This window comes from Actinokineospora spheciospongiae (genome assembly GCF_000564855.1).
Lineage (GTDB): Bacteria > Actinomycetota > Actinomycetes > Mycobacteriales > Pseudonocardiaceae > Actinokineospora > Actinokineospora spheciospongiae.
In genome coordinates, this window is the sequence record NZ_AYXG01000071.1 from 1 (window position 1) to 25,648 (window position 25,648).

The 25,648-nt window shown below is 72.8% G+C and carries 24 protein-coding genes and 1 riboswitch; of the genes, 7 read left to right on the forward strand and 17 right to left on the reverse strand.

Annotation, left to right across the window (positions count from 1 at the left end; translation table 11 throughout):
* Nucleotides 1-52: 52 nt before the first annotated feature.
* The 10 genes from UO65_RS36665 to typA all read right to left on the reverse strand — a co-directional run bounded on the left by UO65_RS36665 (nucleotide 53) and on the right by typA (nucleotide 12,378).
* Nucleotides 53-907, reverse strand: a complete 855-nt coding sequence (locus tag UO65_RS36665) for a hypothetical protein (protein WP_035280653.1) — start codon at nucleotides 905-907, stop codon at nucleotides 53-55.
* Entirely contained in the window at nucleotides 900-1,304 is a 405-nt protein-coding gene (locus UO65_RS09165; RefSeq protein ID WP_035280656.1) for a hypothetical protein, read from the reverse strand. Before UO65_RS09165 ends, UO65_RS36665 begins: the two co-directional genes overlap by 8 nt.
* On the reverse strand, nucleotides 1,301-2,170 hold the full coding sequence (mshB, locus tag UO65_RS09170) for an N-acetyl-1-D-myo-inositol-2-amino-2-deoxy-alpha-D-glucopyranoside deacetylase (protein WP_035280657.1): 870 nt from the start codon (nucleotides 2,168-2,170) through the stop codon (nucleotides 1,301-1,303). Before mshB ends, UO65_RS09165 begins: the two co-directional genes overlap by 4 nt.
* A 75-nt stretch (nucleotides 2,171-2,245) precedes the next feature.
* Complete coding sequence (locus tag UO65_RS09175; RefSeq protein WP_035280659.1) at nucleotides 2,246-3,286, reverse strand: ABC transporter ATP-binding protein; 1,041 nt, start codon at nucleotides 3,284-3,286, stop codon at nucleotides 2,246-2,248.
* The gene (locus UO65_RS09180) at nucleotides 3,279-4,442 is read right to left on the reverse strand and encodes an ABC transporter ATP-binding protein (protein ID WP_052020947.1); all 1,164 of its coding nucleotides are present in this window, start codon (nucleotides 4,440-4,442) and stop codon (nucleotides 3,279-3,281) included. Before UO65_RS09180 ends, UO65_RS09175 begins: the two co-directional genes overlap by 8 nt.
* Entirely contained in the window at nucleotides 4,442-5,338 is an 897-nt protein-coding gene (locus UO65_RS09185; protein ID WP_152552031.1) for an ABC transporter permease, read from the reverse strand. Before UO65_RS09185 ends, UO65_RS09180 begins: the two co-directional genes overlap by 1 nt.
* A 43-nt stretch (nucleotides 5,339-5,381) precedes the next feature.
* Complete coding sequence (locus UO65_RS09190; RefSeq protein WP_084175413.1) at nucleotides 5,382-6,380, reverse strand: ABC transporter permease; 999 nt, start codon at nucleotides 6,378-6,380, stop codon at nucleotides 5,382-5,384.
* Nucleotides 6,381-6,563: 183 nt separating this feature from the next.
* Nucleotides 6,564-8,333 carry an ABC transporter family substrate-binding protein gene (locus tag UO65_RS09195; RefSeq protein ID WP_035280664.1) on the reverse strand — a complete coding sequence of 590 codons (1,770 nt, stop codon included), beginning with the start codon at nucleotides 8,331-8,333 and terminating at the stop codon, nucleotides 6,564-6,566.
* 274 nt (nucleotides 8,334-8,607) lie between these two features.
* On the reverse strand, nucleotides 8,608-10,308 hold the full coding sequence (locus UO65_RS09200) for an ABC transporter family substrate-binding protein (protein ID WP_233427501.1): 1,701 nt from the start codon (nucleotides 10,306-10,308) through the stop codon (nucleotides 8,608-8,610).
* A gap of 165 nt (nucleotides 10,309-10,473) precedes the next feature.
* Complete coding sequence (gene typA / locus UO65_RS09205) at nucleotides 10,474-12,378, reverse strand: translational GTPase TypA (RefSeq protein WP_035280666.1); 1,905 nt, start codon at nucleotides 12,376-12,378, stop codon at nucleotides 10,474-10,476.
* A 216-nt stretch (nucleotides 12,379-12,594) separates the two neighbouring features.
* Between typA and UO65_RS37290 the strand changes: the two genes are divergently transcribed.
* Nucleotides 12,595-12,765, forward strand: a complete 171-nt coding sequence (locus UO65_RS37290; protein ID WP_200873347.1) for a hypothetical protein — start codon at nucleotides 12,595-12,597, stop codon at nucleotides 12,763-12,765.
* A gap of 166 nt (nucleotides 12,766-12,931) precedes the next feature.
* Nucleotides 12,932-13,897: a tryptophan--tRNA ligase gene (trpS, locus tag UO65_RS09210; protein ID WP_035280668.1), complete on the forward strand. Its 966-nt coding sequence runs from the start codon at nucleotides 12,932-12,934 to the stop codon at nucleotides 13,895-13,897.
* 41 nt (nucleotides 13,898-13,938) lie between these two features.
* Here the strand turns inward: trpS and UO65_RS09215 are convergent, their stop codons facing one another.
* Genes UO65_RS09215 through UO65_RS09225 form a run of 3 tightly spaced genes read right to left on the reverse strand, consistent with a single transcriptional unit; the run spans nucleotide 13,939 to nucleotide 16,382 of the window.
* Entirely contained in the window at nucleotides 13,939-14,313 is a 375-nt protein-coding gene (locus UO65_RS09215) for a (deoxy)nucleoside triphosphate pyrophosphohydrolase (RefSeq protein WP_035280670.1), read from the reverse strand.
* Nucleotides 14,314-14,340: 27 nt separating this feature from the next.
* Nucleotides 14,341-15,657 (reverse strand): sensor histidine kinase, encoded by a 1,317-nt coding sequence (locus UO65_RS09220; RefSeq protein WP_035280672.1) that lies wholly within the window; start codon nucleotides 15,655-15,657, stop codon nucleotides 14,341-14,343.
* Complete coding sequence (locus UO65_RS09225) at nucleotides 15,654-16,382, reverse strand: response regulator transcription factor (RefSeq protein WP_035280673.1); 729 nt, start codon at nucleotides 16,380-16,382, stop codon at nucleotides 15,654-15,656. Before UO65_RS09225 ends, UO65_RS09220 begins: the two co-directional genes overlap by 4 nt.
* A gap of 133 nt (nucleotides 16,383-16,515) precedes the next feature.
* Here UO65_RS09225 and UO65_RS09230 point away from each other — a divergent pair, with 133 nt between their 5' ends.
* Genes UO65_RS09230 through UO65_RS09240 form a run of 3 tightly spaced genes read left to right on the forward strand, consistent with a single transcriptional unit; the run spans nucleotide 16,516 to nucleotide 19,468 of the window.
* On the forward strand, nucleotides 16,516-17,604 hold the full coding sequence (locus UO65_RS09230) for a LolA family protein (RefSeq protein WP_035280674.1): 1,089 nt from the start codon (nucleotides 16,516-16,518) through the stop codon (nucleotides 17,602-17,604).
* Nucleotides 17,601-18,614 carry an ABC transporter ATP-binding protein gene (locus UO65_RS09235; RefSeq protein WP_035280676.1) on the forward strand — a complete coding sequence of 338 codons (1,014 nt, stop codon included), beginning with the start codon at nucleotides 17,601-17,603 and terminating at the stop codon, nucleotides 18,612-18,614. The genes UO65_RS09230 and UO65_RS09235 overlap by 4 nt, the downstream gene beginning before the upstream one ends.
* Nucleotides 18,611-19,468, forward strand: a complete 858-nt coding sequence (locus UO65_RS09240) for an ABC transporter permease subunit (protein WP_035280677.1) — start codon at nucleotides 18,611-18,613, stop codon at nucleotides 19,466-19,468. The genes UO65_RS09235 and UO65_RS09240 overlap by 4 nt, the downstream gene beginning before the upstream one ends.
* On the opposite strand, the gene UO65_RS09245 is transcribed toward UO65_RS09240, so the two are convergent.
* The 3 genes from UO65_RS09245 to UO65_RS09255 are packed head-to-tail and all read right to left on the reverse strand — an operon-like array spanning nucleotide 19,426 to nucleotide 23,026.
* Nucleotides 19,426-20,439, reverse strand: a complete 1,014-nt coding sequence (locus tag UO65_RS09245; RefSeq protein ID WP_035280728.1) for an ABC transporter ATP-binding protein — start codon at nucleotides 20,437-20,439, stop codon at nucleotides 19,426-19,428. The genes UO65_RS09240 and UO65_RS09245 overlap by 43 nt on opposite strands.
* Nucleotides 20,436-22,034 carry an ABC transporter permease gene (locus UO65_RS09250; RefSeq protein ID WP_052020948.1) on the reverse strand — a complete coding sequence of 533 codons (1,599 nt, stop codon included), beginning with the start codon at nucleotides 22,032-22,034 and terminating at the stop codon, nucleotides 20,436-20,438. Before UO65_RS09250 ends, UO65_RS09245 begins: the two co-directional genes overlap by 4 nt.
* Nucleotides 22,010-23,026, reverse strand: coding sequence for a thiamine ABC transporter substrate-binding protein (locus UO65_RS09255; RefSeq protein WP_035280679.1), 1,017 nt, complete (start codon nucleotides 23,024-23,026; stop codon nucleotides 22,010-22,012). The genes UO65_RS09250 and UO65_RS09255 overlap by 25 nt, the downstream gene beginning before the upstream one ends.
* A 21-nt stretch (nucleotides 23,027-23,047) precedes the next feature.
* Nucleotides 23,048-23,161, reverse strand: a riboswitch (TPP riboswitch).
* Between the two features lie 46 nt (nucleotides 23,162-23,207).
* Here UO65_RS09255 and UO65_RS09260 point away from each other — a divergent pair.
* A complete protein-coding gene (locus UO65_RS09260) occupies nucleotides 23,208-23,501 on the forward strand; it encodes a 4a-hydroxytetrahydrobiopterin dehydratase (protein ID WP_035280680.1) in 294 nt (97 codons plus the stop codon).
* 3 nt (nucleotides 23,502-23,504) lie between these two features.
* Here the strand turns inward: UO65_RS09260 and UO65_RS09265 are convergent, their stop codons facing one another.
* Nucleotides 23,505-23,858: a hypothetical protein gene (locus UO65_RS09265; protein ID WP_035280682.1), complete on the reverse strand. Its 354-nt coding sequence runs from the start codon at nucleotides 23,856-23,858 to the stop codon at nucleotides 23,505-23,507.
* A 523-nt stretch (nucleotides 23,859-24,381) separates the two neighbouring features.
* On the opposite strand from UO65_RS09265, the gene UO65_RS09270 reads away from it, so the two are divergent.
* Nucleotides 24,382-25,341 carry a TIGR01777 family oxidoreductase gene (locus tag UO65_RS09270; RefSeq protein ID WP_035280684.1) on the forward strand — a complete coding sequence of 320 codons (960 nt, stop codon included), beginning with the start codon at nucleotides 24,382-24,384 and terminating at the stop codon, nucleotides 25,339-25,341.
* Nucleotides 25,342-25,648: the final 307 nt, after the last annotated feature.

Here is a 25,648-nt window from a genome sequence, read left to right on the forward strand (position 1 = left end):
GGTGGGGTGTGGGTGCGGTGGGGTGTGGGTGCGGTGGGGTGTGGGTGCGGTGTCAGGCGGAGGTGGGGGCGGGGTGGGCGTCCAGCCAGCGGCGGGCCTTTTTGGCGGCTCGTTTGAGGGCGCTGCGTTCGCCGAGGTAGTCGGCGGCCATTCCCACGACCGGGAGCAGTCCCACTGCCTTGTGGTAGAAGCGGCCCTGGGGGCGTTTGTCGAGTTCGTCGCCCAGGGCGTAGAGGGTGCGGCCGAAGCGCCAGAGGGTGTTGGTGGCGGCCTTGACCGTGATCTTGCCGTGTTTGCGGGCTGATTCGTCGAGGTCGCCGGTGAGTTCGGCGGTGGTGGCGTCCTCTTGTTCCCTGGTGAGGTGGTCGTCCTTGCCCGCGGCCAGGTCGGGGTCGATGTGGCGGTCGAACAGGACCGCGGCGATGAGGCGGACCCGGTCGGCCTGGTCGGTGATGCCGTGTTCGGCTGCCATGGCCGACAGCAGGAGGCCCTGGCCCGCCGTCGCCAGGGCGTCCTGGATGGGGAGGCGGTCGGCGAGGGCGCCGCCGAGGCCCGGGATGGAGGCCAACAGCACCGTGAAGCGGCCCACCCGGTTGACCCACCAGTTGTCGCGTTCGGTGACCGTCATCTCCGACCACGCCTGGGTGCCGGGGACCTTGAGGCTCTCCAGGCCGTCCAGCAGCTTTTCGCGGCGGGACCTGTCCACTGTGGCCAGGGCTTTGGCGTCCTCGGCGTCGCCGGTGGACGCGGGGAGGGCCTTGGTCTCGGGGCGGGTCGCGGAGGGGAGGACCCGGCGGACCAGGCCCAGGGGGTCGGACTCGCGCAGGGCGGAGAGCAGCGGGGTGGTGGCCCGGACGAACGGGCGCAGGACCGTCACGACCTGCCTGTCGGTGATCGCCTCAGCCACCGCTCCCGCCTCCCTTGCCTGCCGACCTGGCCAGGACGTCGCCGATCTTGACCGTGGCCGGGAACGCTCCGCCCGCGAGCAGCAGCAGTGTCCGCCAGTCGGCGATCACCACCGTGTCGCCACCGGGGGTGACGACGATGAAGGCGAACAGGGCGACCAGCCACGCGTAGAGCGGGCCCGCCGCGACCGAGGCCTTCATCTTCAGCCTGCTGGCTCTTACCACCAGCCACGGCAGGGTAAACGCGGCGACGAGGACCGTGACCGGGAAGGGGAGGTCGCCCAGCTTCGGCAGGACCGTGCCGTCGAGGCGCAGCGGCAGGAAGAGCAGTTCGTACACGGCGAGCAAGGCGCTGAGCGCCAGCAGCCCCGCGTACCGGGCCCGCTGCGCCCCGGTCACCGGTCGGCGCCCACGTGCTCGACCGGGGCCAAGCCGCCGAACAGGTCGGTGTCGGCCCCGGTGGTGCCCCTGGCCAGGGTGTAGTACTCGTGGCCCAGGACCGGTTGGGCGATGTCGTTGGTGAGCGAGTAGCTGTGCGCGCCGTCGTCGCCGCGCCAGACGGCGATCTGGGTGGCGTGCGCGCGCAGGGCGCGCAGCTTGGCGGGCAGGTGGTCGGTGACGTCGATGGCGGTGGTGATCTCCGCGTCGTCCACGACCGGGAGTTCGCCGGGGGTGGGCAGGCGCCAGGGGAGGCCCTCGGTGCCGCTGAGGGCGGCGACGCCGTCGGCGGTGGCCCGGGCGGAGTTGACCGCGTAGTACAGGCGGGAGACGTCGGGCAGGTCGGCGAGGGCGGCGGTGGTGATGTCGTGGGCGCGGACGTGGTCGGGGTGGCCGTAGCCGCCGTCGGGGCCGTAGGTGATGACGACCTGCGGGCGGACGTCGGCCAGGACCTCGGCGAGGGCGGCGGCCTGCTCGGCCGGGTCGCCGCCGACGAAGGCGCGCGGGTGGGCGTTGGCGGCGGTGCCGACCATGCCGGAGTCGCGCCAGCGGCCCATGCCGCCGAGGTAGCGGTGGTCGGAGACGCCGAGGGCGGCGCAGGCGGCGCGCAGTTCGCCCACCCGGTAACCGCCGAGCTGGTCGGCGGCGCCCGCGGCGAGCTGGGCCAGCGAGGCGGGGATGATCTCGCCCTCCTCGCCGAGGGTGCAGGTGACCAGGGTGACCTGGACGCCCGCGGCGGCGTAGCGGGCGATCGTCCCGCCGGTCCACAGGCTCTCGTCGTCGGGGTGGGCGTGGACGAGCAGCAGTCGTGGTGGGGCTGTGAGCATGGGGAAGGTCAGCCTTAGGCACGCGTAGGGTTCGGGCGCCGGGGGTGGCACCGGCGCCCGAACCCTACTGCGTCGCTACGGCAGGACGCTGCGCTCCTCGGCGAAGTGGCAGGCCGACAGGGTGGCGCCGTGCGCGACCAGCGGCGGCTCCTCCCGCGCGCAGATGTCCTGCGCCTTCCAGCACCGGGTGCGGAAGCGGCAGCCCGAGGGCGGGTCCACCGGGCTGGGCACGTCGCCGGAGAGCACGATCCGCTGCCTGGCCCGCTCCTGGCGCGGGTCGGGCACCGGGACCGCCGAGAGCAGCGCCTGGGTGTAGGGGTGGGTGGGCCGCTCGTAGATGGCCTCCCGGTCGCCGATCTCGACGATCTTGCCCAGGTACATGACCGCCACCCGGTGCGAGATGTGCCGCACCACGGACAGGTCGTGCGCGACGAACAGGTACGCCAGGTGCAGGCGCTCCTGGAGTTCCTCCAGCAGGTTGACCACACCGGCCTGCACGGACACGTCGAGCGCGGACACCGGCTCGTCGAGCACGATCAGCTTGGGGTCCAGGGCCAGTGCCCTGGCGATGCCGATGCGCTGGCGCTGCCCGCCGGAGAACTCGTGCGGGTAGCGGTTGCGGTGCTCGGGGTTGAGCCCCACCAGTTCCAGCAGCTCGTCGACCCGGTGCTGCACGTCCTTGGCGTTGTCGCCGACCCCGTGGATGCGCAGGGGTTCGGAGACGACGTCGTTGACCTGCCAGCGCGGGTCCAGGGAGGCGTACGGGTCCTGGAAGACGATCTGCAGGTCGCGCCGCAGCGGGCGCATCTGCGCGGGCTTGAGCGTGGTCAGCTCGCGGCCCTCGAACCGCACCGAGCCCGAGGTGGGCTTGTGCAACTGGAGGATGGCGCGGCCGGTGGTGGACTTGCCGCAGCCGGATTCGCCGACCAGGCCCAGCGTCTCGCCCCTGGACAGGTCGAAGCTGACGCCGGACACGGCGTGCACCTGCCCGATGGTGCGCGGGATGATCCCGCCGCCGCGCACCGGGAACGACTTGACCAGGTCCTGGACCCGCAGCAGCGGGGTCGTCGCGTCGGCGGCGTCGGCCGGGGCGGCGGCGGTGTGCGTCTCAGTCATCGGACTTCTCCTCCTGCGCCAACCGCTGCTCGACCACGGCGAGGTCCTCGCTCACCGGCAGGTCGGGGTCGGCCTGGGTCAGCGCGGCGGGGTTCTCCACCGAGCCGATCTCCTCGTGCTCGAACAGGGCCTGCGGGCGCTCCAGCGACGCCAGGTGCTCCCACCGGTGGCAGCGGGTGGTGTGCTCCACCCGCTCGGTGGGGGCCAGCGGCGGCTCGGTGGTGGTGCACTCCTCGACGACCAGCGGGCAGCGCGGGGAGAACGCGCAGCCGGTCGGCAGGTTGATCAGCGAGGGCGGGGAGCCCTTGATCGGGGTGAGCCGCTTGCCCAGGGTGGCCGGGTTGGGCAGCGAGCCGAGCAGGCCCACGGTGTAGGGCATCCTCGGGGTGTCGAACAGCTCGTCGACCGGGCCGGACTCGACCACGGTGCCGCCGTACATGACCTGCACCCGGTCGACCATGCCCGCGACGACGCCGAGGTCGTGGGTGATCATCACGATGGCCGCGTCGGTCTCGTCGCGGATGCGCAGCAGGGTCTCCAGGATCTGCGCCTGCACGGTCACGTCGAGGGCGGTGGTGGGCTCGTCGGCGATGATCACGTCCGGATCGTTGATGATCGCCATGGCGATCACCACCCGCTGGCGCATGCCGCCGGAGAACTCGTGCGGGTACTGCGCCGCGCGCCGGTCCGGCTGCGGGATGCCGACGAGTTCGAGCGCCTCGACCGCCTTGGCCCAGGCCGCCTTCTTCGACACCGGGTGGTGCGCGCGGTAGGCCTCGGCGAGCTGCCACCCGATGGTGTAGACCGGGTTGAGCGAGGTCATCGGGTCCTGGAAGATCATGGCGATGCCGTTGTTGCGGACGCCCATCATCTCCTTGTAGCCGCGCCCCACCAGCTCCTGGTCCCGGTAGCGGATGGAGCCGGTGATCCGGGCGCTGCCCGGGAGCAGGCCCATGACCGCCATCGAGGACACCGACTTGCCGGAGCCGGACTCGCCGACGATGCCGAGCACCTCGCGCGGGCGCAGCTCGTAGGAGACGCCGCGCACCGCGTGCACGTCGCCGTCGTCGGTCGGGAAGGTGACCGAGAGGTCCTCGACCGCGAGCACCGTTTCGGTGAGCACCCGGTCGACGCCGTCGTTGATCAGACTGCTCATCAGCTCCGCACCTTCGTCTGCCTGGGGTCGAACGCGTCGCGCAGGCCGTCGCCGATGAAGTTCACCGCGAGCGAGATCAGCACGATGATCACGAACGGGCCCCAGAACAGCCAGGGGCGGTTGGTGATCTGCGAGTAGTTCTCGTTGATGATCAGGCCGAGCGAGGTGTCCGGGGACTGCACGCCGAGCCCGATGAACGACAGCGCGGCCTCGGAGAGGACCGCGGTGGCGACCGCCAGCGTGGTGTTGACGGTGATGGTGCCGACCATGTTGGGCACCAGGTGCCGGAAGATGATCCACCGGGTCTTCGCGCCCGCGGCCCTGGCGGCCTCGATGTACTCGCGCTGCGACAGCGACAGCGTCTCGCCGCGGGTGATCCGCGCGGTCTGCATCCAGGCGAACGCGGCCAGGATGAGCGCCACGACGTACCAGCTCCCGCTGAGGGCGCGGACCAGGATGGCCGCGACCGCGATCTGCGGGATGATCAGCATCAGGTCGACGAACCGGCTGATGGCGGAGTCGACGACCCCGCGCAGGTAACCGGCCAGGGTGCCCATGATGACGCCCACGATGGTCGAGCCGAGGGCGACGACCAGCGAGATGGCCAGCGACAGCCGGGTGCCCACGATGAGCTGGGCGAGCATGTCCTTGCCGGTCTGGATGGTGCCCAGCGGGTGCTCCGCGCTCGGCGGCAGGTACCCGCGGCTGGAGGTGTCCTCGATGGACACGGTCCAGAACAGCGGGCCGAGGAAGCCGAAGGCGGCGATCAGCAGGAACACGACCAGGCTGGCCATGGCCAGCCGGTGCCGCAGGAACCGCTTGACGATCAGGGTGCTCTGCTTGCGGGCCTTGGTGGTGTCGAACTCGCTGCCGGTGGCGCCGACGGTGGTCGGCACCGGACCGCCCGGGGTCGCCGGGTTCAGGACGGGGGACGGGTCACTAGGCAAGGCGAATCCTCGGGTCGAGGATGCCGTACATCACGTCGGCAACCAGGTTGAAGGTGATGACCAGGGCGGCGGTGACCATCAGCCAGCCCATCAGCATGTACGGGTCGAAGGTGCGGATGGACGACACCAGCAGGGCGCCCATCCCCCGCCAGCCGAACACCGCCTCGGTGATGATCGCCCCGGAGAACAGCACGGCCGCGTTGAGCGAGAACAGCGTCGACACCGGGATCAGCGCGTTGCGGAAGGCGTGCCGGAAGATGACCCGCCGCTGGGAGATGCCCTTGGCGCGGGCGGTGCGCACGTAGTCGGAGTTCAGCGTCTCCAGCATCGAGGCCCGCTGGAACCGGCTGTAGGCGGCGAAGCTGATCAGCGTGAGGCTCAGCGTCGGCAGCAGGTAGGTGCCCGTGTACTGGAACACCACCTCGCCGAAGCTGCCCTGGAAGCCGCCCTCGGCGGGGCTGACGGTGCTCAGCCAGCGGTCGAAGCCGAGGTCCTGGAGCACGTTGTTGAACTGGATGCCGTAGGTCTTGAGGATGATCGCCACGCAGACGATCGGCATGGAGAACATCAGGAAGGCCGCCGACGTGGCCAGGTAGTCGAAGATCGAGTACTGCTTGACGGCGGCGATGACGCCCACGGTCACGCCCAGCACGATGGCCAGGACCTCGGCTCCCACGACGAGCCGAGCGGTGATCCACAGCGCCCGCATGACCGAGTCGAACACCTCGACCTTGGCCTGGCCGAGCGCGATGCTCTGGCCCCAGTCGCCCTGCAGGAAGTCCAGCAGCCACCGCCAGTAGCGCACGATGATCGGCTGGTCGAGGCCCAGGCTGGCCTCGAGGTCGGCGATCTGCTGCGGGGTGGTGCCCGGCTTGGCCTTCAGCTCGGCCAGCGGGTTGCCCGCCCCGGCGACCATGAAGAACGCGAGGACGCTGCCGATCAGCAGGATCGGTATCGAGATCAGCACGCGTCGGATGATGTAGCGAATCACGGAAAGCTCCTCGGTGGGGCCCAGGCGGCCGGGCCGGTCGGGCCCGAACTCTGAGTGTCCCGCCTGTCCTCGGTGTACGCCGTTCGACAGGTGGGAGGGCTCAAGCGCAGGGGCCGGACGGTGTGGTCCGGCCCCTGCGCTTGTTCGACCAGAGTCAGCCGCCGCCCGGGGCGGCGGGGACGACTACGAGGTCTTGACCCACTCGTTGGCGTTCCAGAGAGCGCCGTTGTAGGACTGGAAGAACACGCGGTCGATGCCCTTGAAGGCCCACATGTTCGGCAGCGAGAACAGCGGCAGCGAGTAGTTGTCCGCCGCCATCAGCCTGTCGACCTCCTGGAAGGCCTTCTTCGAGGCCTCCTCGTCGAGGTTGCTGGCCGCGTCCTGGTACGCCGCGTCCACCTTGGGGTTGCTGTAGGCGGACCAGTTCTGGCCACCGCCGGTGGAGTAGATCGACTTCTGGGTCGACTTGAACGGCGCCGCGGACCACGCGAACAGCGCGATGTCGTAGTCGCCCGCGGAGACCCGGGTGTCGAGGAAGTTCGGGTCGACGTCGTCGATGATCTCGATGCCCGCCGCCTTGCACTGCGACTGGACCAGCTCCACGGTCTGCTTGCGCCGCGGGATGTCGGTGTGGCTGATCTTCAGCGACAGCTTGGCGCCGTCCTTGGCCGCGAAGCCGTCCGCGCCGATGGTGTAGCCGGCGTCGGTCAGCGTCTTCTTGGCCGCCTCGGTGTCGCCCTTGTAGTCGGCGTAGTTGTCGACGTAGCCGTCCTCACCCTGGAAGAACACCAGCGAGCCGAGCGGCTTGGCGTCGTCGAGGACCGGGCGGATCAGCTTCTCGGCCAGCTCGTCGCGGTTGACGCACTGCATGAACGCCTTGCGAACCGCGGCGTCGGCGAGGAACTTGTTCTTGTAGTTGAGGTCCATGTGCTCGAACGACAGGCCGTTCGAGGCGCCGAAGGTCACGCCCTGGGCGGACAGGCCGCGCAGGCGGTCGGCGGCGTTGGCGTCGGGCTGGGCCATCGAGGCGACCTGGACCTCGCCGTTCTCCAGCGCCTGGGCCTGGGCGACCTGGTCGGAGATGCCGCGCAGGATGAGCTTGGCCGGGCCGCCGGGCTTGCCCGCGTACTTCGGGTTGCGCTCCAGGGTGACCGAGTTGTTCTGCTCGAACCCGGTGATCGCGTACGGACCGGAGGAGGGCATCAGCTCCTTGGTGAAGCCGTTCCACTTGGTCTTCCAGAACTCGGCGACCTTGGCCAGCACCGCCGGGTCACCGCCGGTCGGCTGGACCTGGGTGATGTCGGCGACGCCGGTCCCCTGCTCCAGGACGTGCGCGGGCAGGACGTCGGCGGAGACGCCGAACAGGCCCTTGTAGTCCGGGTAGGGGGTGCCGAAGGTGGTGACGACCTCGGTGTCGGACTTGCACTCCACCTTGTCGATCTGCTCGTAGCCGTTGGTGCCCGCGGCGGTGAACAGGTCCTTGCCGTCGGCGCTCTTGGACTTGCCGGTCTGCGCCAGCCAGGCCAGGTAGAAGTCGTCGCAGTCCCAGGGGGCGTCGTCGGACCACTTGACACCCGGCTTGATCTTCCAGGTGACGACCTGCGGGGACTCGCTGGTGAGCTCGACGCTCTCCATCACGTCCTTGTCCAGCAGGACCTTGTTGTTGCCGTCGAGCTTGTACGCGCCGGACAGCACCTGGGTCAGCGCGAAGGTGTTGTACGAGTTGTTGGCGTCCGACGCCGCGTTGTTGTACGCGGTGAACGGGTTGTCGGTGGACACCGTGAAGGTGTCGCCCGACTGCGCGACCTCGGGGGAGGTGTACTCGGTGGCTTCGCCGTTCTCGCCCTTGGCCACGGCCATGGCCGCGACGTCGTCGGACGGGCCGGTGTTGGTGCCGCCGTCGCCGGTGGAACCGCCGCAGGCGCTCAGGACGAGCGACGCACCGACAGCCATCGCGGCAGCCGACAGTGAGCTTCTTTTGATTGACACGTGCCCTCCTAGCACTGGGCGATCCGCAGCCGGTCCGGCTGGGCGGCACCCGTTACCCATCACGCCCCCAACGAAGCGTTGGTGGGCGCACTAGGTGGGCACGCTAGGAACCTGGCACGGTCTGGTCACCGGTCCCACGTCGATCGTGACCAAAGGGTGACAAGCAGGCGACCACACGCAATGTGAAAGTTACCCGAAAACACGCAGTGGAGGACTAAAGTCACCCTGGGTGATCGATCTAGCCGCCCGCGCGGCGCCACCCGGGGGCCCCGGCGAACGGTCCGGCGAAGGGGGTTCCCGCGCTCACCCCGGTCATCTCCCGGCGCACGACGAGGGTGTCCACCTCCTGGTAGAGCGGGATGGCGACGGTGCGTGACCACAGTTCCGGCTCCAGCGCCGCCAGCGCGTCGGCGAGCGGGGTGCTCCCGGTGAGCGCGGCGTCGAGGGTCGGCTGGGTGGCCTGGTCGCAGTACGCGCCCGGGTTGGCGACCGCGGGGGTGCCGCTGTCGGCGTCGGCCGGGGCGCAGCCGAACCGGACGGCGGGCAGCGTGGCCGGGTCGCCGCCCGCGGGCTGCGGGGCGACCACGAGGTGCACCTCGGTGGTGGGTTCCTCGTCGGGGTCGGGGGCGGCGAGCAGTTCGGCGTAGAGCCGGTCGCCGGGCGGGGTCAGCAGTTGCGACTGCACCCCGCCGACGGACAACTGCCGTTGCAGCTCGCGGGCCATCGCCAGGTAGGGCTCGCGGCCCGCCGGGGCGGCGATGACCAGGTTGAGCGGGGTCTGCCCGAGCGCCCAGCTCCCGTTGACCCTGGTGAAGCCCGCCTCGGTGAGCAGCGCGTCGGCCCCGGCCTGGTCGACGGCGGCGAAGCGGCCCGCGGGCAGCGTGGCCCGGTAGCCGGGGGCGCTGGGGGCGAGGACCTGGGCGTCGGCCACGGCGGCGGACGCGGGGCCGCCCCCGGTGCCCGCGGCGATCAGGGCCCGCCGGTCGAGCAGGGCGCCGATGGCGGTCCGCACCCGCTGGTCGGCCATGGCGGTGCCGACCGGGCGCAGCAGCACGGTGGCCACCGCGGGGCGCGGCACCTGCGTGGTGGTCACGTCGGGTTCCAGCGCGGTCACGGCGGCGAGGCCCTGGGCGCTGAGCGCGGTCAGGGCGAGCTGGCTGTGGCCGGTGCGCAGGGCGCCGGTGGTGCCGGTGAGGTCGGCGCGGCGCAGCACGATCCGGTCGAGCGCGGCGGGCGCCTCCCAGTAGCGGTCGTTGCGCTCCAGCACGATCTCACCGCGGTCGCGGTCGAGGGTGCGCACGGCGAACGGGCCGCCGGAAACGGGGTAGTTCTCCCGCAGCGCGTTGGCCCAGCCGCCGGGGATGTCCTTGAGCAGGTGCGCGGGCAGCAGACCGCTGAACAGCGACCGCCAGCCGGGGTAGGGCTCGGCGAAGGTGACCTCCACGACCCGGCCCGCCTCGCGCGCGGAGATGTTGGAGATCAACCGGTAGCCCGCGCCGTCGAGCGCGCCGGGCGCCTCGCGCAACTGCTCCCACAGGTAGACGAAGTCCTCGGCGGCGATGGGCGCGCTGTCGGACCAGGCCGCCTCGGGGCGCAGCCGGTAGTCGACGGTGTAGGGCTCGGCGGAGGTGACCTCGGCGGAGACCATCAGCGTGCGGTCCAGCCGGGGCGTGCCGTCGGCACCCGGGCGGAACACCGAGGGCAGCACGGCCTGGGCCAGGGCGGTGGTCACCGTGGACTGGTCGGCGAGCTTGTGCGGGTTGTAGCCGCCCAGGACGCTGTCGACGCCCACCACGGCCTCGCCGACGTCGGGTTCGGCGCTGGTCCGGGTGCGGGCGACCTCGGTGGTCACCAGCGGTGGCGGCGGCGCGTTGGTGCAGCCCGCCAGCGCGCCCAGCGCCGCGGCCCCCGCCAGCACCGCCCGCCACCTGCCGCCCACCGCCGCACCTCCCCCGAAAGTCGCGCCCGGCCATGCTGCCAGACCCGGACGACCGGCCCGCCACCGGTTTCCCCCGTCCGGATGACGCGCGGGCGGTGCCGGAGGTTCCCGACACCGCCCGTGCGCGGTCTCACCCCGCGTCCCACCGCCCCCGGCGGGTCGCGGTCACTTCTGGTCGCGCGCCTTGTCCCTGGAGCGCTGGCGGCCGCGGGTGGTGGCGTCCAGGATGACCTTGCGGACCCGGACCACCTCCGGGGCGACCTCGACGCACTCGTCGTTGGCGCAGAACTCCAGCGCCTCCTCCAGGCTCAGCTTGCGCGGCCTGGCCAGCGTCTCGAAGACGTCGGCGGAGGAGGAGCGCATGTTGGTGAGCTTCTTCTCCTTGGTGACGTTGACGTCGAGGTCCTCGGCGCGCGGGTTCTCGCCGACGACCATGCCCTCGTAGACCTCGGCGCCCGGCTCGACGAAGAACGTGCCGCGGTCGGCGAGCTGGAGCATGGCGTAGGCGGTCACCGGGCCGGTGCGGTCGGCGACCAGCGAGCCGGTGTGGCGGCTGCGGATCTCCCCGGCCCACTCGTGGTAGCCCTCGAAGATGGCGTTGGCGATGCCGGTGCCTCGGGTCTCGGTGAGGAAGTCGGTGCGGAAGCCGATCAGGCCGCGGGAGGGGACGATGTACTCGACCCGGATGCGGCCGGTGCCGTGCCCGACCATGTCCTCCATCCGCCCCTTGCGGGCGGCGAGGAGCTGGGTGATCGCGCCCAGGTACTCCTCGGGGGCGTCCACGGTCATCCGCTCGTACGGCTCGTGCAGCTTGCCGCCGACGGTGCGGGTGACGACCTCGGGCTTGCCGACGGTCAGCTCGAAGCCCTCGCGGCGCATCTGCTCGACCAGGATGGCCAGCGCCAGCTCACCGCGGCCCTGCACCTCCCAGGCGTCCGGGCGCTCGGTGGGCAGCACGCGGATGCTGACGTTGCCGACCAGCTCCGAGTCCAGGCGGCCCTTGAGCATCCGGGCGGTGAGCTTGGTGCCGCCGTTGCGACCGGCGAGCGGGCCGGTGTTGACGCCGATGGTCATCGAGATGGCGGGCTCGTCGACGGTCAGCCGGGGCAGCGCGACCGGGCTGCCCATGTCGGCGAGGGTGTCGCCGATGGTGATCTCCGGGATGCCCGCGATCGCCACCAGCTCACCCGCGCTGGCCTCCTCGGCCGGGACGCGGTCCAGGGCCTCGGTGACCAGCAGCTCGGTGATGCGCACGTTGCTGACGCTGCCGTCCTCGCGCATCCAGGCCACGGTCTGGCCCTTGCGGATGCGGCCGGTGTGGATGCGGCACAGCGCGATGCGGCCCAGGAAGCTGGACGCGTCGAGGTTGGTGACCAGGGCCTGCAGCGGCGCCTCGACGTCGGCCTTGGGCGCGGGGATGCGCTCCATCAGCAGGTCGAACAGCGGGTCGAGGTTCTCGCTGTCGGGCAGGCCGCCGTCCTCGGGCTGGTTGAGGCTGGCGCGCCCGGCGCGGGCGGAGGCGTAGACCACCGGCAGGTCGAGCACGGACTCGTCGACGTCGTCGATCTCCGAGGCCAGCTCGAGCAGCAGGTCGTGGGTCTCCTCGACGACCTCGGCGATGCGGGCGTCGGGGCGGTCGACCTTGTTGACCACGAGGACGACCGGCAGGCCGGAGGCGAGCGCCTTGCGCAGCACGAACCGGGTCTGCGGCAGCGGGCCCTCGGAGGCGTCGACGAGCAGCACCACGCCGTCGACCATGGACAGGCCGCGCTCGACCTCGCCGCCGAAGTCGGCGTGGCCGGGGGTGTCGACGACGTTGATGACGATCGGGCCGTCGGGGGTCTGGCGGCGAACGGCGGTGTTCTTCGCCAGGATCGTGATGCCCTTCTCCCGCTCGAGCTCGCCGGAGTCCATGACCCGGTCGACGAGTTCGGCGCGGGCGGCGAACGCCCCGGACTGGCGCAGCATCGCGTCGACAAGGGTCGTCTTGCCGTGGTCGACGTGCGCGACGATCGCGACGTTGCGGAGATCTGTCCTGGTCAGCTCGGCGCTGACGGTCGCTGCGGGCACGCGCGTGCTCCTGGTTCCTTCTAACGAGGGTGGAGGGCGGCCCGCCGCTGGTCTGCGTTGACAGCACTGGCTGAGAGGGGCGCCCGGCGCAGCTCAAAAGCCGCTACTGGCTCGATCAGTTTAACCGCAACCGCGGTGTGAGCAGGACCACGCCGCCCGACGAGCAGGTTAACCTACCCTAAGACGACGGTTCGGCGGAGAACGGAGGGTGCTGCCGTGGGCAAGAAATCGGCCCTGGTCAAGGCTGCCACACCGGCCGACGCCGTGAAGAAGTTGATGAAGGCGGGCAAGGTCAAGAAGAAGTGCTGCAAGTCGAAGTCCCGCTGCAAGAAGTGCCCGGTCCTGGCGTTGAAGAAGGCCAAGGCGGCCTTCGCCGAAGCCGCGTGAGATCCGCTAACGTGACCCGCGTGACTTTCCGCAACACCACCTGGTGGGCCGCCTCACGGCGGCCCTAGCCCGTGGTGCCCGGACGTCACCGGACGCACACCCCCAGGCCGCCCCTCCGGGCGGCCTGACGCATCTTCCGGAGGGGCCCGACCCCCAGGAGAGCACCATGACCCGCCTGTCCGCCATCACCCCGTCCGACCGCGCCCACCTGGGCAACCACCTCGGTGCCGTGCGCCACTGGGCACGCGACGGGCACCCCGGTGACCTGTACTTCGTCAGCGACCTGCACGCCATGACGGTGTCCTACAACCCGGCCAGGCTGCGGGCCACGACCAGGGAGCTGCTGGCCGTCCTGGTCGCCTCGGGCATCGCCCCGGACCGGCTGTTCGTGCAGAGCGACCTGATCCGCGAACTGGGCGCGCTGACCTGGCTGCTGGAGTGCGCCTGCGCCTTCGGCGAGGCGTCGCGGATGACCCAGTTCAAGCAGAAGTCCGACGGCCAGGCCATGGTGCGGCTGAGCCTGCTCACCTACCCGGTGCTGATGGCCGCCGACATCCTGCTCCTGGGCGCCGACGAGGTGCCGGTGGGCGCCGACCAGCGCCAGCACGTGGAGCTGGCCAGAGACCTGGCGCGGCGGTTCAACACGACCTACGGGGAGGTCTTCGCCATCCCCAGGGCGGTGATGCCGCGCACCGCCGCCCGCGTCCGCGACCTGTCCGACCCGACCCGCAAGATGTCGAAGTCCGCCCAGGACTCCACCGGCACGGTGTTCGTCCTGGACGACCCGGACCTGGTCCGCCGCAAGATCCGCAAGGCGAAGACCGACGCCCTGGGCCGGGTGGAGCACGACCCGGCCGGGCAGCCCGCGGTCTCGAACCTGCTGGAGATCCTGGCCGCCTGCCGGGGCACCGACCCGAGGACGGAGGCGGCGGGCTTCAGCGAGTACGGGCCGCTCAAGGAGGCCGTGGCCGAGGCGGTGGTCGAGGAACTGCGCCCGATCCGGACCAGGGCCCTGGAGCTGCTGTCGGACCCGGCCGAACTCGACGCCATCCGCAAGGCCGGGGCCGACCGGGCGGCCGACCGCGCCGCCCACCGCCTGTCCTCGGCCCTGCGCCTGGCCGGGGTCGGCTGAGGGGTCACCGGTGGCGCGGTCCCCGGGGCCGCGCCACCGGGTCAGCCGCCCAGCAGATCGCGCACCGCGCCGAAGAACTCCACGTCGGCGGGCAGCCAGGGCACCGACTCCAGCTCCGAGGCCGCCAGCCACCGCACCCCCAGGTGCTCCACCGCGCGCGGTTCCCCGGCCGCCGATGCCGCGTACAGCCGCAGTTCGCGCCCGCCCGGCAGCAGCACCGAGCCCAGCAGCTCCCCCACCGCCACCTCGACGCCCAGCTCCTCCAGGCACTCCCGGCGCAACGCGTCCACATCGGACTCGCCGGGTTCCACCCGACCGCCGGGGAACTCCCACATCCCGGCGGCCTCGGCCGGGAACGCCCGCTGTTGGGCCAGCACAGCACGATCGCGCACCACGGCCGCAGCCACCACAGTCACGGGTGCGCACCCTACGCGGACCGGTGCTCAGACCGACGCCGTCCGCCAGGTCACCTGGAACCGGGCGCCGCCCTCCGGCGACTCCCCCACCCGCACGGCCCCGCCGCGCCGCCGCACCACCTCGGCCACCAGCGCCAGGCCCAGCCCGGTGCCGCCGGAGCTGCGCGCCCGGTCGTCCTGGACGCGGTAGAACCGGTCGAACACCCTGGCCCGGTGCTCCTCGGCGATGCCGTGCCCGTCGTCGTCGACCACGACCCGGGCGGCGCGGCCCGCGGTGAGGACGGTGAGCACCACCCGGGCGCGGGCGTGCCGGACGGCGTTGCGCAGCAGGTTGTCCAGCACCAGGTCCACTTCCGACGGCGCCGCGTACACCCAGCACGCCCCCGGTGGCGCGTGCACCCGGATGGCCGGGCCGTCGGCGACCGCGCAGCGCACCGCCGCGTCGGCGGCGGCGACCGACAGGTCGACCGCCGAGGCCGCGGGCAGCTCCCCGGCGTCCGAGCGGGCCAGCGTCAGCAGGCCGTCGACCAGCGCGGACAGCCGCTGCGACTCCCTGGCGACGTCGGCGAGCACCTCCTGGGCCAGTTCCGGGTCCGGGTGCGCCACCGCCACCTCGGCCTGCACCCGGATGGAGGCGACCGGGGAGCGCAGCTCGTGCGCGGCGTCCCCGGTGAACCGCCGCAGCCGGTCGGCGGCCTCGTCGCGGCGGGCCAGCAGGTCGTTCATGGCCGCGGCCAGGGCGCGCAGCTCGCGCGACTCCGGCAGCGGCAGGCGCTTGCCCGCGCCGAGCCTGGCCGCCGCCGCGCGCAGCCGCCCCACCGGGCGCATCGCCGAGCGCACCGCCGACCAGGTGGCCAGGGCGGTCGCGGCGGCGGCGATGACCGCTGCGGTGATCAGCCAGCGCAGCGCGGCGCCCCGGGCGGCGTCGTACCCGGCCAGCCCGGTGCCCACCACCACCAGCCGCTGCGCGCCGTCCGGGGCGGTGGCGACCGTGCCCAGCCAGCGGGCAGGCGGGGAGTCCGACAGCCGCAGCACCGGCACACCGGCCTTGAGGGTGCGGATGTCCGAGGGCGTCAGCTCCGGGGCCGCCGCGCCGTCGGCGGGGGCGCCCGCGGTGTCGAGCACCCGGGTGCGGAAGTTCGGCGAGACCGGGCGGACCTCGGCCCCGGCGGCCACCGCGGCCACGGCGGTGTCCAGGGCGGGGCGCAGTTCGTCGTCGGCGCTGTCGACCAGCAGCGGCCCGGTCATCCGGCTGCTGAGCAGGGCCAGGCCGAGCAGCACCGCGAGCGTTCCCGCCGTGGCGACGGCGGTGATCCGCAGGCGCACGGAGCGGCGTCGGCTCACCGCGGTCGCGGGGTGTCGAGGGCGGCGTCGATCTCGGCGGTGGAGGCCAGGTAGCCGTGGCCGCGCACGGTGCGCACGATGCCGTCGGCGCCCGCCGCGTCCAGCTTGCGCCGCAGGTAGCCGACGTAGACCTCCACGGCGTTGCGGGTGGCGGCCTGCTCGTCGCCCCAGACCGCGCGCAGCAGCTCGTCCTTGGTGACCACCGACCCGGCCCGCCCGGCCAGGCAGTCCAGCACGGCGAACTCGCGCGGGCTCAGCGGCACCGGCTCGCCGTTGAAGCTGACCTCCCTGGCACCCCGGTCGACCAGCAGCGACCCCAGCCGCAGCCGCCGCCCGGCGCCCTCCTCCGCGCCCCGGCGCAGCGTGGCGCGCACCTGGGCCACCAGCACCACGAACGAGAATGGCTTCACCAGGTACCCGTCCGCGCCCAGGTCGAGCCCGTCGGCCTGGTCGACCTCGCCGTCCTTGGCCGAGACCAGCAGCACCGGGGTGCGCACCCCCTCGGCGCGCAGCCGCTCCAGCACCCGGTAACCGGACAGGCCGGGCAGCATGATGTCGAGCAGGACGACGTCGAACGCGCCGGTCAGCGCCATCCGCAGCGCGCTGGGGCCGTCACCGGCGACCATCACGTCCATGCCCTCCGCGGTCAGCCCGCGTTGCAGGGCCCGGCGCACGCCGAGTTCGTCGTCGACCACCAGCACCCGAGGCTTCACGTCCGCCATCATGGCGGGAGGTGGGGGGTGCGTGCCCGCACTCTCAGCGGTCTCTCAGCACGAAGATCGCTCTCAGCGCCATCTCAGGGTGGGGGGAGCAGTGTTCTCGGTGCGGGATACACCACCCGAACAGGGAGAGAGAGTCATGAACAGGAAGAGGACGGCGTTGTCCGTCGCGGCGGCGGGGACGGCCACCGGTGTGGTCGGGCTGGTCCTGCTCGCGGCCCCGGCCGGTGCCGACGAGGCACCGCCCACCCTGCCCGAGGTCAGCGCCGAGGCGCTGGTGCAGTCGGTGCTGACCAGCGACGTGCCCGCGCTGTCGGGCACGGTGAAGGTCAGCAGCGACCTGGGCCTGCCGGTGCCCGGCCTGCCCACCGGCGACGAGGCCGTGCGCGTCTACACCGACGGGCAGGGCAAGGCCCGGATCTCGATGGACCAGGGCCGCGGCGAGAAGACGGTCATCGCCGACGGGGCCACCACCTGGCTGTGGAACTCCGCGGACCGCTCGGTCGTGAAGTACGACAGCGCGGCCGAGCACAGGGCCGACCGGTCCACCGAGGAGAAGCTGGCCGACCCGGCGGCGGTGTCGCTGGAGTTCATCACCGCCATGCGGGCGGACTCCACGGTCAGCGTGGACGGCACCGCCAAGGTCGCCGACCGCCCGGCCTACCAGCTCGTGCTGACCCCGAAGCCGACCGAGCGCACGCTGCTGCGCGAGGTGCGCATCGCGGTCGACTCCGAGACCAGGCTGCCGCTGCGGCTGGAGGTCCTGGCCAACGGCTCGGCCGAGCCCGCGCTCAGCGTCGGCTTCACCGAGTTCGCCACCGGCGCGCAGGACGCGGGCCTGTTCACCTTCACCCCGCCCGCGGGCGCGAAGGTGACCGACGGCAACGCCGAGGCGCGCGAGCACCAGCCGACCGAGCAGCAGAAGAAGGACTTCCTGGCGACCATCAACCCGAAGGTCGTCGGCGAGGGTTGGGACACCGTGCTCGTCGGCACCGTCCCGGCCGACCTGCTCAAGGCCGAGGTGTCCGGGAAGGACGCGGACGGCAGGAAGGCCGCGGGCACCCCGCTCGACCTGCTCAAGCAGTTCGGCAAGCCCGTCTCCGGTCCGTTCGGCACCGGCTTCGTGATCACCACCAAGGTCGGCACCGCCCTGGTCGCCGAGGACGGCCGGGTCGCCGTGGGCGCGGTCCCGCAGCAGGTCCTCGTCGACGCCCTCGGGCAGAAGTGAGCGGCTCCACCGAGTTCGGGACGGTCGCGGGTTCGCCCGCGGCCGTCCCGGCCGCCCGGACCCGGGGGTTGCGCAAGGTCTACCGCGGCACGGTCGCGGTGGACAACGTCGACCTCGAGGTGCCCACCGGCGCGGTGCTGGGGATGCTCGGCCCCAACGGTTCCGGCAAGACCACCACCATCCGGATGCTGCTCGGCCTGGTCACCCCCACCGCCGGTGAGGTCGAGCTGCTGGGCCGCAAGCTGCCCGAGGGCGCGGCGGAGTCGCTGCCCGAGGTCGGCGCCCTGGTCGAGGGCCCCGGGTTCCACCCGTTCCTGTCCGGCCGGGAGAACCTGCTGCGCGCCGCCGCCGCCGAGCCGCACCTGTCGACCTCCCGCATCCCGGCGGCGGTCGGCGCCGCGCTGGAGCGGGTCGGCCTCGCGCACGCGGCCAACCGCCGCTTCCGCGGCTACTCCCTGGGCATGAAGCAGCGGCTGGGCCTGGCCGGGGCGCTGCTGGTGCCGCGCAGGCTGGTCGTCCTGGACGAGCCCACCAACGGCCTGGACCCGGCGGGCACCCGGGAGATCCGCACGATCATGGCCGACCTGCACGCCGCGGGCACCACCGTGGTCGTGTCCTCGCACCTGCTCGCCGAGGTCGAGGCCACCTGCACGCACGTGGCCGTGCTCAACCAGGGCACCGTCGTGGCCCAGGGCGAGCTGGCCGACCTGCTCGACGCGGGCAGCGCCACGCTGCTGGTGTCCACCCCGGAGGTCGAGGCCGCGGTGGACGCGCTGCGCGACCACCGCATCCCGGCCCGCTCCCTCGCCGAGGGCATCCGGGTCGACCTGACCGCCACCACCGCCCCCGAGGTGGTGGAGACGCTGGTCAAGGCCGGTGTGCCGGTGCACGAGGTGCGCAGGCAGCGGACCGGCCTGGAAGACCTGTTCGCCCGCCTCACCGAGGACCCGGTCGACGCGGCGGAGCTCGACCCCACCAGCGACCCCCTCGTCCCGCAGGAGACCCGATGACCGCCGCCCTGGACGAGCCGCGCGCCACCGCGCGCCGCGCGCCGTTGACCCGGCTGCTGCGCTCCGAGCTGCGGATGGTGCTGCGCCGCCCGCGCACCCTGATCGGCCTGGCCCTGCTGGCCCTGGTCCCGGTCGTGGCGGGCATCGGCATCGCGATCGCCACCGGCTCGTCGTCCGGGGAATCGGTCGGCGACGGCCTGGCCTCCCTGGTCGAGGGCAACGGCCTGCTGCTGCCCATCTTCGGGCTGACCATGTCGATGACCATGCTGCTGCCGCTGACCGGCGCCATGCTCGCCGCCGACGCGCTCGCCGGGGAGGCCGCCAACGGAACCCTGCGCGGGCTGCTCGTGGCCCCGGTCGGGCGGGCCAGGCTGCTGGCGGTGAAGGCCTTCGGCGTGGCCGCGGTCAGCCTGTTCGCCGTGCTGCTGATGGCCGCCACCGGCATCGTCGCGGGCCTGCTGCTGCTCGGCGGCGACGGGATGCTGACCTCCTCGGGCACCACGCTGCCGTTCGGCGCGGGCCTGGGCCGGGTGCTGCTGACGGTCGTGCTGGTCACCGTCCAGGTGTGGGCGCTGGCCGCGGTCGCGCTGGCGGTGTCGGCGTGGACCGAGCACCCGCTGATCGTCGTCGTGGTCAGCCTGGGCGTGGTGATCGTCTCCGGCGTGCTCAGCGTCATCCCCGCCCTGGACTGGCTCACCCCGGCGCTGATCACCACGAGCTGGGAGGCCATCCCGGAGGTCGTCAAGGACCCGCTGCCCACCGCGACGCTGCTGACCGGGGTGCTGCGCGCGGGCTGCTACATCCTGATCGGCTACTCGATCGCCCTGTCCCGGATGCTCACCCGCGACGGCTGACCCACCGGCACCACCCCGCCGGGGTCGAGCACCAGGGACACCCGGGCGCCGACCTGCGGCGCGGCGGCGATCCCGGCCACGGCGTCGACCCGGCCCAGGCCCTCCGCCGCGACCACGAGCAGCACGTGGTCGCGGCGGTGGACCCGGGCCGTCACCTCGCCGTGGACCGGACCGGGGCCCACGCGCAGCGCGGACGGGCGCAGCCCCACCCGGCCGCGCCGCGGCGGGTCGCCGAACACGGCCAGCTCCGCCGCGTCCAGCACCCGGCCGCAGCCGAGGAAGCGGGCGGTCTCGTCGTCCACCGGGTGCGCCCACACCTCGTCCGGCGTCCCCACCTGCCGGACGCGCCCGGCGCGCATCACCGCGACCCGGTCGGCCAGGGTGAACGCCTCGTCGTGGTCGTGGGTGACCACCAGCGCCGTCGTGCCCGAGACCCGCAGCACCCGGGCCAGGTCGACGGCCAACTGCTCGCGCAGCGCCCGGTCCAGCGCCGACAGCGGCTCGTCGAGCAGCAGCACCCGCGGCCGGGGCGCCAGCGCCCGCGCCAGCGCGACCCGCTGCCGCTCCCCTCCGGACAGCTCACCCACCCGCCGCGCGGCGTGACCGCCCAGCCCCACCAGTTCCAGCAGTTCGCCGACCCGCGCGTCGCGCTCGGCGCGCGGTGTCCCCGCCATCCGCAGTCCGAACGCGACGTTGCCCGCGACGTCGCGGTGCGGGAAGAGCTGCCCGTCCTGGAAGACCAGCCCGAACCCGCGCCGGTGCACCGGGACACCCGACAGGTCCACCCCGTCCCAGCACACCGACCCGGTGCCGACCTCCAGCCCCGCCACCGCCCGCAGCAGCGTCGACTTGCCGCAGCCGGAGGGCCCCAGCAGCGCCAGCACCGACCCGTCCGGCACCTCGAAGTCCACATCGGACACGGCGGCCACGGTCCCGTAGCGCACCGACAACCCCGACACAGCGAGCATCAGAACTCCCCGACCCCGCGCACCCGCAGGCGCTCGACCAGCAGCGCGATCACCACCGTCACCCCCATCAGCAGCGTGCACGCCGCGTAGGCCATCTGGTTGTTCAGCTCCCCCGGCCGCGCCACCAGCCGCCCGATCACCACCGGCAGCGTCGCGGTGTCCGGCCGCACCAGGAAGCTGGTGGCACCGAACTCCCCCAGCGCCACCACGTACCCGAAGGCCGCCGAGGCCAGCAGCGACCTCCCGGCCAGCGGGACGTCGACCTCGCGCCACACCCGCCACGGCCCCGCCCCCAGCGTCGCCGCCGCCTGCCGCAGCCGCTCGTCGACCGACCGCAGCACCGGCAGCAGCGTCCGCACGACGAGCGGGGTCACGACCAGCGCCTGCGCCAGCGGCACCAGCGCCGCCGAGGTCCGCAGGTCCCCCGGCAGCGCGTCCAGCGTGACCAGGTAGCCGAACCCGACCGTCACCGCCGAGACGCCCAGCGGCAGCATCAGCGCGGTGTCGACGGCCTCCACCACCCCCGGCCGGACCCGGCTGCGCCCCAGCGTCACCAGCGCCACCGAGGCGAGCACCCCCAGCACCAGGGCCAGCAGCGTCGCGTCCGTGGCCACCCGCACCGAGTTCAGCGCCGCCTCCAGGCCGGTGACCTGCAACGAGCCCCGGAAGCCGGTCCCGGCCAGCGCCTCGTACCCGGCGGTCCCGCCCGCGAACGAGCGCACCACCAGCGTCACGATCGGCACCACCAGCAACACCACCACCGCGTAGCCCAGCCCGGCCGCGACCCACTCCCCACCGCGCGGTCGCCGCACGGTTTCCGCCTGACCGCGCAGGCTCAGCGCGTTCTCCCGCCGCCGCCGCGCCACGGCCCCGACCACCAGCACGCCCACCACGGCCAGGAACTGCACCAGCGACAGCGCCGCCGCGCCCGGCAGGTCCAACAGCTCCACGGTCCGCAGGTAGATCTCCGTCTCCAGCGTCCGGTGCCGGGCGCCGCCGAGCAGCAGCACCACCCCGAAACTGGTGGCGCAGAACAGGAACACCACCGCCGCCGCCGACCCCAGCGCCGGGGTCAGCGCGGGCAGGGTCACCGAGGTGAACGCCCGCCACCGCGAAGCCCCCAGCGCCCGCGCCGCGTCCTCGGCCCGCCGGTCCACGTGCGCCCACAGCCCGCCGACCGTGCGCGCCACCACGGCCACGTTGAAGAACGCGTTCGCCAGCACGATCGCCACCACCCCGCCGTCGGGCAGCAGCGCCTTGAACGCCAACCCGACCACGACCGTCGGCAGCACGAACGGCACCAGCACCGCCACCCGCACCAGCGCGCTGCCCGGCACCCTGGCCAGCAGGAACGCCACCGGCAGTCCGGCGAGCACCGCCACCGCGGTCGACGCGGCGGCCTGGGCGAGGGTGAACCCCACCAGCCGCCACGTCGCCCCCTCGCCGAGGACCCGCAGGACCCCGGCCGCGCCGGAACCGAACCCGAGCCGCACGATCGCGGCCACCGGCCAGGCGAAGAAGACGGCGAGGAAGCCGAGCGGGACCGCCGCGAACGCCAGCGCCGCCGCGGGCCTCAGCCCCCGACGGTGCTGCGCCACTGCTCGATCCACCGCTGCCGCTGCGCCGCGATGTCGGCGGCGGGCAGGGTCGCGGGCTGCTCCGGCAACGGCGCCGCGGCGGTCCAGGCGTCTGGCAGCGCCACGCCCTCGCGCGCCGGGTAGACGTACATCTTCTCCGGCACGGTCTTCTGGAAGGGCTCCGACAGCAGGAAGTCGAGCACCTTCTTCGCGTCCTCGGGGTTCTTCGCCCCGTTCAGCACCCCGGCGTACTCGACCTGCCGGAAGCAGGTGTCCAGCAGCGCGGCGGTCCGCGCCTTCCCGTCCTCCCCCACCTCAGCCGACGGCGACGACGCGTAGGACACCACGATGGGCCGCGGCCCCTTGCCGGAGGAGCCGGAGAACTCCTGGGTGTAGGCCTCCTCCCACCCGCTGACGACCTTCACGCCGTTGGCCTTGAGCCTGCCCCAGTAGTCGGCCCACCCCTGCTCGCCGTAGTGCGCCACGGTCCCGAGCAGGAACGCCAGACCCGGCGAGGACGTCGCAGGGTCCTCGACCACGAACTTGTCCTTGTACTTCGGGTCCGCCAGGTCCTCGAAGGTCTTGGGCACCTCGCCACCGAGCGCCGCGGGGTCCACGTTCACGCACACGTCCCCCACGTCGACCGCCGTGAGCCGCCCGCTGCCGTCGACGGCGTAGCGCTGCGGCCCCTTGTCCGCCTCCGGGCTCCGGTACTCGGCGAACACCCCCTCGTCGAGCGCCCGGGAGGCGAAGGTGTTGTCGACGCCGAAGGCCACGTCCCCGATGGGGTTCGCCTTGGTCAGCACCAACTGGTTGGTCAGCGCACCCGCGTCCCCGCTCTTGCGCGGCGCCACGGTGATCCCGGTCCGCGCCTCGAACTCGTCCAGCACCGCCTGGTCGACGTCGAAGGAGTCGTGGGTGACCAGCACGACGGTGCGGTCGACCGGGGCCTCACCCCCCACGGAACAACCGGCGACCACAGCCAGGGCGACCAGGGGGACGAGTCGGCGCATCGGGAACCTTCCTCGGGCGTGTGCACACCACGAGGACCTCCCTGCGCGGGCATGACCCCGATCAGGTTCGTACGGTCGAGGGCTGGGTGGCCCTCCTCTCAGCCCGGCCGATACCGGACTCCCGTGGCAACCCCGACCCTACGCCCAGCGCGGGCGGGCGCGAAGGGCCACCATGGGGGCCATGGCGGAACTGTTGAGCGAGCACGAGCAGGGCAAGGCACTGGGGACGCTGCCGAACTGGAGCCGGGGCGAGGGCTCCCTGGTCCGGGAGGTCGAACTGGAGTCGTTCCCCCAGGCCATCCAGGTGGTCGACCGCGTCGCGGAGATCGCCGAGCGCGACGACCACCACCCGGACATCGACATCCGCTGGCGCACGCTCAAGTTCACCCTCAGCACCCACAGCGAGGGCGGCATCACCGAACTCGACGTCGCCCTGGCCACCGAGATCGACGCCGTCCTCGACGCCCTGGGCTGACCCTCACACCTCCCCGACGAGCGGACTCCCCACCTTCGCGACCTCCGCCCGCACGTCCACGCCCAGCAACTCCAACTTCCGCCACGCCGCGTCCCGCACCGCCTCGTCGAACAGCGGCGCGTACCAGGGCAGCAGGGTGGAGATCTCCACGCTGTGCGCGAGCAACCCCCGATCCTTCAACCGCCACAGCCCGAACGACGGCGTCGGGTCGAGCACCACCCGCCGCGTCGCCCCGACCGCGCCGAACTCCTCGATCATCCACTCGAACGCGGTGGGGTCGTAGCCGATCTCCACCAGCGTGTCCACGCCCAGACGGACGTCCCGCTCGAACATCGCCACGAGCTGTTCGGTCACCATGGGTGAGAAGTCGTGATCCACTCGGTGACCGTTACCCCGTGGCCGCAACCCGCGCACGCAAGCGTGAAAACCTGAGACCTTGCCCACTTATCGCGCCCGAGCTGCCCACCTCAACGGGCGTTCGCCCCGGCGAGCCCGGCAGACCGGGGCCACGACTCCAGCAGCGCGGCCGCCTTCTCGAACACGCTGGGGCAGGCGTCCTCTCCCAGCACCGACGTCCGTGGCCGGTGAGTGGCGGAGTCGAGCAGCCCGGGGTCGCGGACCCGGGGCGCGTGCCCAGGTCACCCGCCGGGAACTCCAGGTCGCCCAGTGCGAGGTGGTCCGGGGTCACCGGCGAGCCGGTCGAGCAGGCCCGCGCAGCGCTGGCGGCCGACAGCGCCCGGACCCGGTCGTCCCGAGGCGGCGGGTCCAGCTCATTTTCGGGCCACGCCCCCTGGTTCCATTGCGCGGGGCGGCATCCAGGCCCTCCGGAGCGGATTCGCGCTCGGTCGAAACGGCGTAGCGTGGCCGCGGGGGTGTTCGCATGAAGATCGTGTTGCCCGGCGGGACCGGGAACGTCGGAGGATTCCTCAGCCGGGCGCTGGCGGCGGCCGGGCACGACGTGGTCGTGCTGACCAGGCGGGCCGGGGTCGACCTCGGGGGCGGCGTCCGATCGGTGCGGTGGGACGGGCGCACCGTCGGCCCCTGGGCGGAGGAGGTCGACGGCTGCGCGGCGGTGATCAACCTGGCCGGACGCAGCGTCAGCTGCCGCTACACCGAGGCGAACCTGCGCGAGATGATGGATTCGCGGGTGGACTCCGCGCGGGCCGTCGGCTCGGCTATCGCCCAGGCCGCCGCGCCGCCGCGGGTGTGGTTGCAGATGAGCACCGCGACGATCTACGCGCACCGGTTCGACCGGGCCAACGACGAGGCCACCGGGATCATCGCGGGCGCCGAGCCGGGGGTGCCGGGGTACTGGGCGTTCAGCGCCGAGATCGCCGAGCGGTGGGAACTGGCCCAGGAGCAGGCGCCCACCCCCGACACCCGCAAGGTCGCCCTGCGGACCGCCATGGTGATGAGCCCGGACCGGGGCAGCGTCTTCGACGTCCTGTCCTGGATGGCCCGACTCGGCCTCGGCGGACCGGTGGCGGGCGGGCGGCAGTACGTCTCCTGGATTCACGACCGGGACTTCCTCCGGGCCGTGCAGTTCCTCCTCACCCGGGACGACCTGGCGGGCCCGGTCAACCTCACCGCCCCCGGACCGCTCCCGCAGCGCGAGTTCATGCGGACCCTGCGCCGGGCCTGGCGGATGCCGATCGGCCTGCCCGCGACGAAGTGGATGGCCGAGGTCGGCGCGTTCGCCCTGCGGTCGGACACCGAACTGCTGCTCAAGAGCCGCCGCGTCGTCCCCGGCCGCCTGCTCGACAGCGGGTTCACCTTCGACTTCCCCCGCTGGGAGGACGCCGCCACCGACCTGGCGCGGCGGACCCGGGCACGGAGCTGAATCCGACGAACTCGTGCCGGCAGCCGGGCGGCGTCCAGCCCGCGGGGCTCAGACGTTGAAGCGGAACTCGACGACATGCCGAATCGTGCCGACTCTTGGCGCAGAACCTAATCTGAGACACGCCGCTGGTGCATAACCGCAGGTCAAGAGTGGTTTTGTGTCATGTTAAATCGGAACGCGACTGGCGCAGTATGCGGCCGCCAGGCGCGCAGGCGCTACGCCCTCTGTCCGCACGGCTCGAGCCTATTCGGCGGTGACCGTTGGATCGCCGTGCTAGCATCAAGTCATCACGATCAGCCCGTTGCCG

Bases quoted from the DNA above. Each gene is read 5' to 3' on its own strand.
- UO65_RS09230 (WP_035280674.1), top strand. From the start codon at position 16,516: ATGAACAGGAAGAGGACGGCGTTGTCCGTCGCGGCGGCGGGGACGGCC.
- UO65_RS09195 (WP_035280664.1), bottom strand. From the start codon at position 8,333: ATGGCTGTCGGTGCGTCGCTCGTCCTGAGCGCCTGCGGCGGTTCCACC.
- UO65_RS09240 (WP_035280677.1), top strand. From the start codon at position 18,611: ATGACCGCCGCCCTGGACGAGCCGCGCGCCACCGCGCGCCGCGCGCCG.
- UO65_RS09225 (WP_035280673.1), bottom strand. From the start codon at position 16,382: ATGATGGCGGACGTGAAGCCTCGGGTGCTGGTGGTCGACGACGAACTC.
- UO65_RS09255 (WP_035280679.1), bottom strand. From the start codon at position 23,026: ATGCGCCGACTCGTCCCCCTGGTCGCCCTGGCTGTGGTCGCCGGTTGT.
- UO65_RS09270 (WP_035280684.1), top strand. From the start codon at position 24,382: ATGAAGATCGTGTTGCCCGGCGGGACCGGGAACGTCGGAGGATTCCTC.
- UO65_RS09265 (WP_035280682.1), bottom strand. From the start codon at position 23,858: ATGGTGACCGAACAGCTCGTGGCGATGTTCGAGCGGGACGTCCGTCTG.
- UO65_RS09180 (WP_052020947.1), bottom strand. From the start codon at position 4,442: ATGAGCAGTCTGATCAACGACGGCGTCGACCGGGTGCTCACCGAAACG.
- UO65_RS09175 (WP_035280659.1), bottom strand. From the start codon at position 3,286: ATGACTGAGACGCACACCGCCGCCGCCCCGGCCGACGCCGCCGACGCG.
- UO65_RS09260 (WP_035280680.1), top strand. From the start codon at position 23,208: ATGGCGGAACTGTTGAGCGAGCACGAGCAGGGCAAGGCACTGGGGACG.
- trpS (WP_035280668.1), top strand. From the start codon at position 12,932: ATGACCCGCCTGTCCGCCATCACCCCGTCCGACCGCGCCCACCTGGGC.
- mshB (WP_035280657.1), bottom strand. From the start codon at position 2,170: ATGCTCACAGCCCCACCACGACTGCTGCTCGTCCACGCCCACCCCGAC.